Raw genomic sequence first — 12,799 nt, forward strand, 5'->3', positions numbered from 1 at the left:
GCACGATGACGTCATGAGTTCTCCGCTGCCCTCCTCCCCCGCCGCCTCGGTGCTGGATCTCGCGCCCGTCGTGCCCGTCGTGGTCGTCGACGACCTCGCCGACGCCGTGCCGCTCGCCAGGGCGCTCGTCGCCGGCGGGCTGCCCGCGATCGAGGTGACGCTGCGGACGCCCGTCGCGCTCGACGCGATCCGCGCGATCGCCGGTGAGGTGCCGGGCGCGGTGGTCGGCGCGGGCACGGTCATCACGCCGGAACAGGTCGGGGAGGTCGTGGCGGCCGGGGCGCGGTTCCTGGTCAGCCCGGGGTGGACGGACGTGCTGCTGGAGGCGATGCGGGCGTCCGGGGTGCCGTTCCTGCCGGGGGTGTCGACCACGTCGGAGGTGGTGGCGCTGCTGGAGCGCGGGGTGCGGGAGATGAAGTTCTTCCCGGCCGAGGCCGCGGGCGGCACCGCCTACCTCAAGGCGCTCGCCGCACCGCTGCCGCAGGCCCGTTTCTGCCCGACCGGTGGTATCGGTCCGGCCTCCGCTCCGGAGTATCTGGCGCTGCCCAACGTCGGGTGCGTCGGGGGCAGTTGGATGCTGCCGAAGGACGCGGTGGCCGGCCGGGACTGGGGGCGGGTGGAGGCACTGGCCCGCGAGGCGGCGGCGCTCAGCGCAGGTGGGACGTCTCGTTGAACAGGCGGACGCTCGCGTTGCCGTCCGCGTAGTACGCCACCGCCGACAGCGACGCCGCCGACAGTTCCATCCGGAACAGCGACTCGGGCGGGGCGCCCAGGGCGAGTCGCAGGAACGTCTTGATCGGCGTGACGTGGGAGACCAGCAGCACCGTGCGGCCCGCGTAGGCCGCGACCAGCTTGTCGCGGGTGGCGGCGATCCGGGCGCCGGTGGCCGCGAAGCTCTCGCCGCCGCCGGTCGGTTCCGCGTCCGGGGAGGCCAGCCAGGCGTCCAGGTCGTCGGGGTAGCGCTCGCGCACCTCGCCGAAGCTGAGCCCCTCCCACGCGCCGAAGTCGGTCTCCCGCAGCCCTTCCTCGATGGTCACCCTCAGACCGAGGCGCGCGGCGACGATGCCGGCGGTCTCCCGGGTACGGGCCAGGGGCGAGGCGACGACCGCCTGGATCGTGCCGCGCCGGGCCAGGCTCGCGGCGACCTTCTCGGCCTGCTCCCGGCCGACGGACGACAGGGACGGATCGCTGCCGCCGCTCCCGGAGAACCGCTTCTGGGGCGTGAGCGGCGTCTCGCCGTGCCGCAGCAGGACGAAGGTGGCGGGGGCGCCCATGTCGGGGGGTCCCCAGCCGGACGAGGCCACGGTCTTCGCGGCCCGCACGTCGGCGTCGGCGGCGGTGTCTCGCACCGTACCGGCGGCGGTCTCCCGCGCATCCGTGCCGGGCGGCGCCGTCTCGGCACCGGTCCGGGCCGCCCGCGCGACACGCTCGCCCCCGGCAGCACCGCCGCGGTCACCGAGGCCGGCGAGGTCGACGGACCCCGCATCGGCACTCGCGTCGGCTACGGCGTCGGCGTCTCGCGCCGTGCCGGGCGGCGCCGTCTCGGCACCGGTCCGGGCCGCCCGCGCGACACGCTCGCCCCCGGCGGCACCGGCACCGCCGCGGTCACCTAGCCCGGCGAGGTCGACGGACCCCGCATCGGCACTCGCGTCGGCTACGGCGTCGGCGTCTCGCGCCGTGCCGGGCGGCGCCGTCTCGGCACCGGCGGCACCGGCACCGCCGCGGTCACCTAGCCCGGCGGGGTCGACGGACCCCGCGTCGGGGGCGGCCTCCGCGTCGGCGCTGTCTCCGGCCCCGGCGGGAGCCACGGTCGCCTCAACACCCGTACGGCGGGCCCGGATCGCGTGTCCGGCGGAGCCGCCCGTGTCCAGTTCCGCCGTCGACTCCGAAGCCGACCACTGCTCGCCGCGCGCCCCCGCGTCCATCGCCTCGTTGGCCAGGCGGTCGGCGTGCTTGTTGTTCGCGCGGGGGATCCACTCGTACGTCACGCGCCCCGGCGGGAAGACGCGCGCCGCCTCGGCCGCCAGCGGCTTCATGTCCGGGTGCTTGATCTTCCAGCGGCCCGACATCTGCTCGACGACGAGCTTGGAGTCCATCCGCACGTGCACGGTCGCCTCCGGGTCCAGCTCCTTCGCGGCGCGCAGGCCCGCCAGCAGACCCCGGTACTCGGCCACGTTGTTGGTGACGACCCCGAGGTACTCGGCGGCCTCGACGAGGGCCTCCCCCGTCGCCGCGTCCAGCACCACCGCCCCGTAGCCCGCGGGCCCCGGGTTGCCCCGTGACCCGCCGTCGGCCTCGACGACGAACTCCCGCGCGGGACCGGTCACAGCCCTGAGTCGGCCGTACGCACCAGGATGCGGCGGCAGTTCTCGCAGCGTACGACCGTGTCGGGCGCCGCCGAACGGATCTCGCTCAGCTCGGTGATGGCCAGCTCCTGGCGGCACCCCTGGCAGCTGCGCTGGTACAGCTTGGCCGCACCGACGCCGCCCTGCTGCTCGCGCAGCTTGCCGTAGAGCTTCAGCAGGTCGTCGGGGACGGAGCCCGCGATGACCTCGCGCTCCTTGGTCACCGAGGTGGCCTCGGCGTCCAGCTCCTCCACGGCCGAGTCGCGGCGCGCGGCGGCGTCGTCGATCTTCCCCTGGACGGAGCCGACCCGCTCGGTCAGCTCGGCGACCCGCTCCTGCGCTGACTCACGGCGCTCCATCACCTCCAGGACGACGTCCTCGAGGTCGCCCTGCCGCTTGGCGAGGGAGGCGATCTCGCGCTGGAGGTTCTCCAGGTCCTTCGGGGAGGTGACGGCGCCGGAGTCCAGCCGCTGCTGGTCGCGGCCGGCGCGGGTGCGCACCTGGTCCACGTCCTGCTCGGCCTTGGTCTGCTCGCGGGCGCAGTCGCTCTCCTCGGTCTGCGCGGCCACGAGCAGGTCGCGCAGCTGGGTGAGGTCCTTGGTCAGCGACTCGATCTCGGCGTGCTCGGGCAGGGACCGGCGCTTGTGCTCGAGCTGCTGGAGGCGCGTGTCGAGGCCCTGCACGTCGAGGAGTCGGATCTGGTCGGCGGGCGCGGCTTTCAGTTGGGGGCTCCCATTGCGTTAGAGGTCGGGGTGGACGCCGCGTGGGCGGTCCAGGGGTCGGTGACCGTCTTGGAGACATGGACCCTGAGGTCCCAGCCGTTGCGGTCGGAGACTTCGTCGAGCTGGGCCGCGCCCAGCTCGCACCAGGGCCACTCGGTGGCCCAGTGCGCCGCGTCGAGCAGCGCGAGGGGACTGTGGGCGCGGTCGCGGTCCGCGGTGAACTCCGAGACGGGGTGGTGGCGCAGGTCCGCCGTGAGGAAGGCGTCGACGCCGGCCGCCCGTACGGGGGCGAAGAGGCTGTCGCCGGAGCCGCCGCTGACGGCGACCGTGCGGAGGGTCGCCTCCGGGTCACCGGCGACGCGGATGCCCTGCGCGGTGGCGGGGAGCCGCTCGGCGGCGCGGGCGGCGAACTCGCGGACGGTCAGCGGATGCTCCAGCTCGCACACCCTGCCGAGGCCCCGACGTCCGTCCGGATCGGTCGGGTCCGGCACCAGGGGCCGTACGACGCGCAGGTCGAGGGCGCCGGCCAGCGCGTCGGAGACGCCCGGGTCGGCGGAGTCGGCGTTGGTGTGGGCGACGTGCAGGGCGATGTCGTTCTTGATGAGCGTGTGCACCACGCGGCCCTTGAAGGTGGAGGCGGCGACCGTCGTCGTCCCCCGCAGATACAGCGGGTGGTGGGTGACGAGCAGGTCGGCGCCCAGCTTCACCGCCTCGTCGGCGATCTCCTGCACGGGGTCCACGGCGAACAGGACCCGGGAGACCTCCTGGTCGGGGTCGCCCACGACGGTGCCGACCGCGTCCCAGGACTCGGCCCGCTCGGCGGGCCACAGGTTGTCCAGCGCGGCGATGACTTCTGACAGACGGGGCACGCCTGCAAGGCTACCTGGAGGTTCTGTGCCGTTGTACCGGCAGCGCGCACCCGCCGTCCGCCCCCGGGGCCGCCCCGGTCCGCACAGCACACGGCCCGCCCTCCCCTCAGGCGAATCGTTCCTGTGCCACACGTATGTGTGATGGGGTCCGCTGTCGGTCCCCGCCCGTGCGTACGAAAACTAGCTTCGTGGCCGGAGGTGACCGAACGATGACGGCCTGTGCGATCGAGCCTTCGGCGGACCCCGGGAACGACGGGTCCCCGCGGGCGGGCTGCAGCATCACGGCGGAGGGCGCCTACGCCGCGCGCCTCGCCCGGAGCGGAGAGAGCGGGGACGCCTGGTACCCGGAGCGCTGGACCCTGGACGGCCCCGAGCCGTACGCGGTGCCGCTGCCCGGCAACCAGCCCGAGGAGCCCGGCACCGAGGTGCAGCCGATGGGCGACGGGCGGGTCCTGGTCCACCGCGTCGCGGCCGGCCGGCACGTCTTCTCGCTGCTCTACCCGACCGGACCCGACACCGGCGAACTGCCGCTCGGCGCGGTCGAGTGCCCGGCGGACACCACCGGGCTGCGGCTGCTGCCGCCGGCCCCGGACGGCGAGCGGGCGTACGCCCTCGCGGTCGGCCCGCGCTCCACGGTGCTGTGGCAGGTCGCGGGCGGCGCCTTGGGGCCCGAGCGGCTCACCGAGATCCCGGGCCGCTGCTCGGGCGGGGCCTGGCTGGACCGCACGGGCCGGATACTGGCCGTGGACCGGGAGACCGGCGGGCGCACCAAGGCGGTCGTGGTGGACCTGGAGCGGGGCGGCGAGGTGTCGCCGCTGCTCCAGATCGCCGCGGACAGTGACGACCGGATACTGCTGGCCGACCCCGACAGCGGGCTGGTGTTGATCCGCTCGGACGCCCCCTCGCCGGGGCACGAACGGCTCGGCTGGGGGGTGCTGGGCAGCACGCTGCCGGTGCGCTTCCCGGAGTGCCTGCGGCTGCCGGACTGCGTCGTGACGCCGTTCGCCATCCAGCCGGGGCAGGTGCTGACCCCCGAACGCTGCGCGGTGGCGCTGCGGGTGGACGGCGCGTTCGGCAGCTGGGTCGGGGTGTGGCGGCCCGCCGAGCGGCAGGTGCGTCATCTTCCGGCGCCCGAGGGGTGGTTGACGGGCGCCGGGCTGTGGACCCCGGAGGGGGAGCTGCGGCTGCCGTGCTCCACACCGCACTTGCCGTGCGGGGTGGCGCGGCTGGCCGCACCCGGCGCGGGTGACGAGCGTGTGCGGGATGCGGAGGATGCGGGGTATACGGATGCGGAGGAATCGGCTCCGGGCGAGTCCGGCGAACCCGGCACGGCGGACACCCCGGCACCCGCTCCGCCGCGCCCCGTACCGCTGCAACAGGCCCCGCTGGCGCGGCTTGTAACGAAGTAGTGCCGGTTGGCGTGGCCGCCTGGATTCGGCCCGAGGTGTGCCGGTTAGACTCGCCCGGCTGTAGGAAAGATCATGTTGACGGGGTGAATTCCTTCCGATGAACGACGCCAGCACGAACCAGCCGATCCAGGCCGCCGGTGCCGACGTTTCCGAGACCGACACCGGCCACGGCAAGCACCGCGGACCGGTCTCCAGCCAGGAGGGCGTGGCGACTCCACAGGGCCGCCACCGCAGGCCGGCCGAGGAGTCCGAAACGGCCGCCTGACGGCCCGGACAAGGCACGGAAACACACGAAGCAAGCGGCTCCGGCCCCGTTCGTCGCATCCGGCGGACGGGGCCGTTGTCGTCACTCGTACCGGACGAAGGTGTCGGCGAGGACGGGCGCGTCGTCCCGCTCGACGGCGCTCACGGCCACCCGCGCCTCCCCGGTCTCCCCGGCCTCCCCGGCCTCCCCGGCCGCGCTGCCGCGGGATCCGGGCGGCCGCCACATCCGCATCCGCAGCGTCTCCCCCGGGTACAGCACCCCGGCGAACCGCGTGCGGTACTCGCGCACCCGGGTCACGTCACCGTCCAGCAGCGTGTCGACGACCGCCTTGAGCGTGGCGCCGTAGGTGCACAGCCCGTGCAGGACGGGCCGCTCGAAGCCGGCGCGGGCGGCGAACTCCGGGTCGGCGTGCAGGGGGTTCCAGTCGCCGGAGAGCCGGTAGAGCAGTGCCTGGTCCTCGCGTACGGCCCGTTCGACGACGTGGTCCGGCGGCTCGGCGGGTGGTGGCGCCGGGCGTCCGGACGGGCCCCGCTCGCCGCCCCAGCCGCCCTCCCCGCGTACGAAGACCTCGGCCTCGTCGGTCCACAGCGGCCCGTCCGCGTCGGTGACCTCGGTGCGCAGGACGAGGACGGCCGCCGTGCCCTTGTCGTACGCGGCGACGACGCGCGAGGCCGCGCTCGCCCGGCCGCGCACCGGAACGGGCCGGTGCAGGCGCAGTCGCTGCCCGCCGTGCAGGACGCGGGCGAGGTCGACGTCCACGCCGGGCATGGACAGGGCGCCGATGACGCCCGGGCGGCCACCGCCTGCCACCGTCGCGAAGCTCGGCAGGACATGCAGCCGGGACTCCAGGGTGTAGCGCAGTTCGCGCGGGTCGGTGGCGGGCCGGCCTGCGCCGATGCCGAGGTGGTAGAGCTGGACGTCCCTGTGGTCCCAGGCGATCTCACGGACCCGTGGCACGGCGGCGAGCGCTCCGGCTGCGTCGATGGGCATGGCCCTCCTGCTCCTCCCGGTCGAGACGACCCGATCACGACGACCGGTCACGGCGACCCGATCACGACGACCGGTCACGGCGACCCGATCACGACGACCGGTCACAACAGCCCGACCACAGCAGCCCGACCACGACAACCCGGCCACAACAGCCCGGCCACGACGACCCGATCACAGCAGCCCGGCCACAACAGCCCGATCACGACGACCGGGTCACGGCAGCCCGACCACGACGACCCGGCCACAACAGCCCGGCCACGACGACCCGATCACAGCAGCCCGGCCACAACAGCCCGACCACAGCACCCCAGCCACGACGACCCGGCCACAACAGCCCGACCACGACAACCCGATCACAGCAGCCCGATCACGACGACCGGGTCACGGCAGCCCGGCCACAGCACCCCAGCCACGACAACCCGATCACAGCAGCCCGGCCACAGCACCCCGGTAGCCCGATCACCGTGACGATCGCGGACAGCCACGACCGTACGGGACGTCGGCCACCGTGACATTTGTCCTGCCGAACTCTGGACAACCGCATCTGCCGCTCACCCCCGCCCGCTCCGTAGCGTCGCCGGTATGGGATCAACAGAGGGCACCGAGGGCACCACCCCGGCCGTCTCCTTCGCGGGAGCGGTCAAGGCCTACGGCGACGTCCGCGCCGTCGACGGCGTGGACCTGAGTATCGGGCGCGGCGAGACCGTCGCGCTGCTCGGCCGCAACGGCGCGGGCAAGTCGACGGCGATCGCGCTGCTGCTCGGCCTGTGCCCGCCCGACTCGGGCACGGTGGAGCTGTTCGGCGGGCCTCCCGAGCGCGCCGTGCGCGACGGCCGGGTGGGGGCGATGCTCCAGGAGGCACGGGCGGTGCCCCGGGTCACCGTGGGCGAGCTGGTCGCCTTCGTGGCCGGCCGCTATCCGGCGCCGATGCCGGTGGGGCAGGCCCTGGAGCTGGCCGGGATCGCCGAGTTGGCCGGGCGGCGCGTGGACCGGCTGTCGGGCGGGCAGACCCAGCGGGTGCGGTTCGCCCTCGCGCTGGCCGGCCACCCGGACCTGCTCGTCCTGGACGAACCCACGGCGGCCCTGGACGTGGAGGCCCGGCACACCTTCTGGGCGTCGATGCGGGCCTACGCGCGGCACGGCAGCACGGTCCTCTTCTCCACCCACTACCTGGAGGAGGCCGAGGCGCACGCCGACCGGATCCTGGTCGTCGACCGGGGGCGGATCGTCGCGGACGGCACCGGCGACGAGCTGCGCCGGGCGGCGGGCGGCAGCCGCGTCTCCTTCGACCTGGCCGGCCGGCCCACCGGGGACCTGACACTGCTGCCCGGGGTGCGCGCGCTGGAGATACGGGGAGACCGCGCGCTGCTGCGCACCGAGGACTCCGACGCGACCGTGGTCGCCCTCGCGAAACTCGGCGCGATCCGCGGCCTGGAGGTCGCCCCCGCCTCCCTGGACGACGCGTTCTTGGCTCTGACGGCGACGGCGGACGGGATGGACGGGGTGGACGTGATCGACGTGATGGACGTGAGGGACGGGGAGAGCGTGCGATGAAGGGCGCGATGAGGGACTATCTGCGGCTGGAGACCCGCCGTACGCTGCGCGATCCCGGCTTCGTCGTCGGGGGCGTCGCGATGCCGGTGCTCATGTACCTGCTGTTCACCAACCTCGGGGGCGGCGACGTGGGCGAGTGGAAGACCGGCGCGATGGTCGGCATGGCCGCGTACGGCGCGGTCGGCTCGGCCCTGAACACCGGGGGCGGGGTCGCCGAGGACCGGGCGATCGGCTGGCTGCGGCAGCTGAGGGTGACGCCGATGCCCTCGCACCAGGTGGTGATAGGCCGGGCCCTGACCGCCTCGGTCACCGTGCTGCCCGCGATCGCGGCCGTACTCGCCGCGGGCGGTCTGATCAACGGCGTACGGCTGGCGGCCTGGCAGTGGGCGGCGCTGGCGCTGCTGCTCTGGCTGGGGTCCGTCCCCTTCACGCTGCTGGGGCTCGGCAACGGCTACCGGCTGACCGGGCAGACCACGGGCGTGGCGAACATGGTGGCCAATCTGGGTCTCGCGGTGCTCGGCGGGCTGTGGTTCCCGCTCGCGCTGTTCCCGGAGTGGCTGCGCGCGGTGTCGGCGTACACCCCGACCAACCGCTTCGCCCAGCTGGGCACCTCGGTCGCCACGGGGCACGCGCCCCCGGCGGGTGGGATTCTCGTACTGACCGCGTGGCTGCTGGTGTTCGGGGCGTACGCCGTCCTGTCCTACCGCCGGGGCGCGGGCACCGGGTGAGCGACGGACGAGCGACGAGAGACGAGAGACACGGAAGTGGGAGTGGACGTGGAAGGGAGGCGACGGTCATGACCGGGACCCGAGGGCGGCTGCGCAGGATCTCGTGCCGTCTGGACGCGTGGCAGCTGGCGCGGCAGTCCGAGCCGGCCGGGGACGGCGAGCGGCCGGAGCGGGCCGGTCCGCCGCCCACCGGCTTCACGCTGCTGCCGTGGCTGCTGATGGGCCTGGGCAGCCTCGCGAACATCTTCCAGGGGAACAGCGCCAACCCCTGGATCGGCGGCGCGGGCCTGCTCGTCTTCAACTCGCTGTACGTCTACGTCACCTTCCGCTCCTTCCACAAGGAGTTGCGCGAGTCGCTCTCGACGCGGCTGGCGCTGGCCACCATGGCAACGGTGACCGGCGGTCTGGCCCTGGCGTACGGCGGCAGCTGGCTGCTGTTCTTCCCGCTGCTCGGCCTGGCGGCGGGGGCGGCGCTGCGCGGCCGGTGGCTGGGGCGGTGGGGCTGGTCGCTGGCGGTGGTGGCGGGTGCCGTGGCCGGGGTCAAGGACGGCTGGACCGGCCTGAACATCGCCTACGGGACGTTCCTTTCGACGATGGTGACGGCCGCGATCCTGAGCCTGTCCGACGCCGTACGGCAACTGCGCACGGCGCGGGAGGAGCTGGCCACGCGGGCGGTGGCGGAGGAGCGGCTGCGGTTCTCCCGGGACCTGCACGATCTGCTGGGGCACACCCTGTCGGTGATCGTGGTCAAGTCGGAGGCCGCCCGCCGGCTGGCGCACCGCGACCTGGACGCGGCCCTGACCCAGATCACGGACATCGAGTCGGTGGGCCGCCAGGCGCTGACCGAGGTTCGCGAGGCGGTCACCGGCTACCGGGAGGGCAGCCTCGGCACCGAACTGGACCGGGCCCGTTCCGCGCTGAGCGCGGCCGACGTGGAGCCGGTGGTCCGCCGGTCGGGACCGCCGCTGCCCCCGCAGGCCGAGGCGCTGCTGGGGTGGGTGGTGCGGGAGGCGGTCACCAACGTCGTACGGCACAGCGGGGCGAGCCGGTGCGAGATCGCGGTGTCGGGCAGCGGGGAGCGGGTCCGGCTGACGGTCACGGACAACGGCACGGGCGTCGCCGGCCCCACCCAGGGCCCGGGCACGGGCCTGACCGGCCTCACGGAACGCCTCGCCACGGCGGGCGGTTCGCTGAGGGCTGGGGTGGAGCCGCGGGGCGGCTTCTCGGTGACGGCGGAGCTGCCGGTACGGGAGGAGGGGGCGCCGGTGGGCGCACCGGCGTAGTCCCCGCGTCGCGCCGTTCCGCCTCAACGCTGCGCCGTTCCGCCTCAACGCTGCGCCGTTCCCCCCTAATCTTGCCCCGTGACCGACGAGAAGCCCCGCGCCCGCCCCGTCCGCGTCCTGCTCGCCGAGGACCAGGGCATGATGCGGGGCGCGCTCGCGCTGCTGCTCGGGCTGGAGGAGGACATCGAGGTCGTCGCGCAGGTGGCGGCCGGGGACGAGATCGTCGGCGCCGCGCTCGCGCACCGCCCGGACATCGCTCTCCTCGACATCGAACTGCCGGGCCTGAGCGGCCTGGACGCCGCCGCCGAGCTGCGGGAGCGGGCGCCCGGCTGCCGGGTGCTGATCCTGACCACGTTCGGCCGCCCCGGTTACCTCCGGCGGGCCATGGAGGCGGGTGCCGCGGGTTTCCTGGTGAAGGACGGCCCGGTGGAGGGGCTGGCCGAGGCGATCCGACGGGTGCTGGACGGCGAGACGGTCGTCGACCCGGCGCTCGCCGCCGCCGCGCTCAGTGCGGGTCCCAGCCCGCTCACCGCCCGGGAGTGCGACGTGCTGCGGGCCTCGGCGGACGGCGCGACCGTCGCCGACGTCGCGGCGGCCCTGCACCTCTCCGAGTCCACGGTCCGCAACTACCTCTCCGCCGCCATCGGCAAAACCGCCACCCGCAACCGCACGGAAGCGCTCCGCGCGGCGCGGGGGCAGGGGTGGCTCTAGACCGGCCCCGGCCGAGGGGGGTCCGTCGGCCGCGGGCCGGAGCGGGACCGTTCGTCGGCTGCGGGCCGGTGGGGGTTGCTCGCGCAGTTCCCCGCGCCCCTGAGGGGCGCTCTGGCGAGCCCCGGGGGAACGGAGATGACGCAAGCCGCTCGCGCCCCCGCGGCGGAGCCGCGCATGAACACCGCCCCGCGCCCCTGAGGGGCGCTCCGGGAACCCGGTGGCAGAGGGTGTCCCCTTGGGGCGATCAGTCCGTGCTGCCGGCTGTCGGGGTGGGCTTCGGGCGTCCTGCCGGGAGCCACGTCCGCATCAGCAGGGCCGCGGCGACCAGGACAACCGCCGCCGTGCGGAAGACCAGCGCGTAGCCGTCCGTCAGGGCCACCGGGCCCGCGTCCTCGCCCCCGGCCCTGGTGGCCGCGATCGTCGACAGCACCGCGAGTCCCAGCGAACCGCCCATCGTCCGGGAGGTGTTGATCAGCCCGGAGACCAGTCCGGCGTCCCCGGGCGCAGCGCCGGAGATGGCCAGCGACGCCAGCGGGGTCGCCGCCATGCCCGCGCCCAGCATCATCAGCACGCCGGGGATCATGATCGCGGCCAGATAGCCGCCGTCCGCGGTCATCGTCGACTGCCAGCCGAAGCCGACGGCCGCCACGACCGTGCCCAGTACGGCCACGTTCCGCGCCCCGATCACCGGCATGAAGCGCGGTGCCGCCTTCGACCCGAGGATCACCGCCAGCGAGCTGGGCACGAGGGCGAGACCGGCCTCGAAGGGGGAGTAGCCCAGGACGTTCTGGGCGTACAGCGTCATGAAGTACCACATCGAGAACATCGACGAGCCGGACACCAGCATCGCCACGTTCGCCGACGCCACCGACCGCAGCCGCAGCAGCCCCAGCGGCATCAGCGGTGTCTTCGTGCGCATCTCGACGAGGAGGAACAGCGCGAGCAGGGCGAGCCCGGCCGCCAGCGGCACCAGCGTCGCGGTCGCCCACCAGCCCTCCGACTCGGTCTGCGAGATGCCGTAGGCGAGGGTGGCAAGACCGACGGTCACCAGCAGCGCGCCCGGCAGGTCGAGGCGCCGCCGCCCCTCGCCGCGGCTCTCGGTCAGCCACAGCGCGGCGCCGGCCAGCACGACCGCGCCCACCGGCACGTTGATCAGCAGCACCCAGCGCCAGGACAGCCCGTCCACCAGGGCGCCGCCCACCAGTCCGCCCGCGGCCCCGCCACCGGCGCCCACGGCGGTCCAGGTCGCGATCGCCCGGGCCCGCGCCGCGCCCTCCGGCACCGCCGCGGTGAGGATCGTCAGCGTCGACGGCGCAAGGACGGCCGCGCCCAGCCCCTGCACGGCCCGCGCGGCCAGCAGCTGCCAGCCCTCCTGGGCGAGACCGCCGCCCAGCGAGGCCAGCGTGAAGAGCCCGAGCCCGATCAGGAACATCCGCTTGCGCCCGTACAGGTCGCCGGCCCGCCCGCCCAGCAGCATGAACCCGGCGAAGGCGATGGCGTAGGCGTTGACCACCCACTGCAGCCCCTGCGCGCTCAGCCCGAGGTCGGTCCGCATCGACGGCAGGGCGACGTTGACGACGGACACGTCGAGCACGACGAGGAACTGTCCGGCGCAGGCCAGCGCCACGACGAGCCAGGTCGGTGGTGTGCGGGGCGGGGATATTCGGGCGGCGGTGGAGGTACCGGGGGCTTCGAGCATGAGCGTCATGGTCTCAACCCGGCGGCGCCCCTTGCATCGGAATTTGGTCCCGGCCCAGTCCCAGTCCGTCCTAGGACCAGCGACCTAGGGGGTGTCGGCCGGTGAACCGCACGTAGGCGCCTCCCCAAGAGAAGGTCAAGAATTAGTTAGGGACTCGAAGCAACGGAATAGTTGCCCGGGCGCACGAGGTTCAGCCTGCACACACCACGACACACACGCATTCG

At 74.4% G+C, this 12,799-nt stretch carries 12 protein-coding genes; 7 read left to right on the forward strand and 5 right to left on the reverse strand.

The genetic code is table 11. The features are described 5' to 3' along the window. Nucleotides 1–13: 13 nt before the first annotated feature. Nucleotides 14–673, forward strand: a complete 660-nt coding sequence (gene eda / locus ACGH7X_RS11785; RefSeq protein WP_399884419.1) for a bifunctional 4-hydroxy-2-oxoglutarate aldolase/2-dehydro-3-deoxy-phosphogluconate aldolase — start codon at nt 14–16, stop codon at nt 671–673. Here eda and ACGH7X_RS11790 read toward each other — a convergent pair. From ACGH7X_RS11790 to ACGH7X_RS11800, 3 genes are read right to left on the reverse strand one after another with little or no spacing between them, the layout of a single operon-like run. Beyond that, the gene (locus tag ACGH7X_RS11790) at nt 648–2,327 is read right to left on the reverse strand and encodes a bifunctional RNase H/acid phosphatase (protein ID WP_399884421.1); all 1,680 of its coding nucleotides are present in this window, start codon (nt 2,325–2,327) and stop codon (nt 648–650) included. The two genes, eda and ACGH7X_RS11790, sit on opposite strands and share 26 nt — an antisense overlap. After that, nucleotides 2,324–3,067: a zinc ribbon domain-containing protein gene (locus ACGH7X_RS11795; protein ID WP_399896949.1), complete on the reverse strand. Its 744-nt coding sequence runs from the start codon at nt 3,065–3,067 to the stop codon at nt 2,324–2,326. The genes ACGH7X_RS11790 and ACGH7X_RS11795 overlap by 4 nt, the downstream gene beginning before the upstream one ends. Then, nucleotides 3,064–3,936, reverse strand: coding sequence for a Nif3-like dinuclear metal center hexameric protein (locus ACGH7X_RS11800; RefSeq protein ID WP_399884423.1), 873 nt, complete (start codon nt 3,934–3,936; stop codon nt 3,064–3,066). The genes ACGH7X_RS11795 and ACGH7X_RS11800 overlap by 4 nt, the downstream gene beginning before the upstream one ends. Before the next feature lie 209 nt (nt 3,937–4,145). Between ACGH7X_RS11800 and ACGH7X_RS11805 the strand changes: the two genes are divergently transcribed. After that, nucleotides 4,146–5,345, forward strand: coding sequence for a hypothetical protein (locus tag ACGH7X_RS11805; RefSeq protein WP_399884425.1), 1,200 nt, complete (start codon nt 4,146–4,148; stop codon nt 5,343–5,345). A gap of 97 nt (nt 5,346–5,442) precedes the next feature. After that, nucleotides 5,443–5,610, forward strand: coding sequence for a hypothetical protein (locus ACGH7X_RS11810; RefSeq protein WP_399884427.1), 168 nt, complete (start codon nt 5,443–5,445; stop codon nt 5,608–5,610). 81 nt (nt 5,611–5,691) lie between these two features. Here the strand turns inward: ACGH7X_RS11810 and ACGH7X_RS11815 are convergent, their stop codons facing one another. After that, complete coding sequence (locus ACGH7X_RS11815) at nt 5,692–6,600, reverse strand: MaoC/PaaZ C-terminal domain-containing protein (protein ID WP_399884429.1); 909 nt, start codon at nt 6,598–6,600, stop codon at nt 5,692–5,694. Between the two features lie 582 nt (nt 6,601–7,182). Here ACGH7X_RS11815 and ACGH7X_RS11820 point away from each other — a divergent pair. The 4 genes from ACGH7X_RS11820 (at nt 7,183) to ACGH7X_RS11835 (ending at nt 10,876) form a co-directional block, all read left to right on the forward strand. Next, complete coding sequence (locus ACGH7X_RS11820) at nt 7,183–8,154, forward strand: ABC transporter ATP-binding protein (RefSeq protein WP_399884431.1); 972 nt, start codon at nt 7,183–7,185, stop codon at nt 8,152–8,154. Nucleotides 8,155–8,162: 8 nt separating this feature from the next. Then, nucleotides 8,163–8,882 carry an ABC transporter permease gene (locus tag ACGH7X_RS11825; RefSeq protein WP_399896952.1) on the forward strand — a complete coding sequence of 240 codons (720 nt, stop codon included), beginning with the start codon at nt 8,163–8,165 and terminating at the stop codon, nt 8,880–8,882. A gap of 68 nt (nt 8,883–8,950) precedes the next feature. Further along, the gene (locus ACGH7X_RS11830; RefSeq protein WP_399884433.1) at nt 8,951–10,165 is read left to right on the forward strand and encodes a sensor histidine kinase; all 1,215 of its coding nucleotides are present in this window, start codon (nt 8,951–8,953) and stop codon (nt 10,163–10,165) included. Between the two features lie 78 nt (nt 10,166–10,243). Beyond that, a complete protein-coding gene (locus ACGH7X_RS11835) occupies nt 10,244–10,876 on the forward strand; it encodes a response regulator transcription factor (RefSeq protein ID WP_399884435.1) in 633 nt (210 codons plus the stop codon). Between the two features lie 244 nt (nt 10,877–11,120). Here the strand turns inward: ACGH7X_RS11835 and ACGH7X_RS11840 are convergent, their stop codons facing one another. Further along, nucleotides 11,121–12,584, reverse strand: a complete 1,464-nt coding sequence (locus ACGH7X_RS11840; RefSeq protein ID WP_399884437.1) for an MFS transporter — start codon at nt 12,582–12,584, stop codon at nt 11,121–11,123. Nucleotides 12,585–12,799: the final 215 nt, after the last annotated feature.

It is taken from the genome of Streptomyces sp. BBFR51, from assembly GCF_044591655.1.
Taxonomy (GTDB): domain Bacteria; phylum Actinomycetota; class Actinomycetes; order Streptomycetales; family Streptomycetaceae; genus Streptomyces.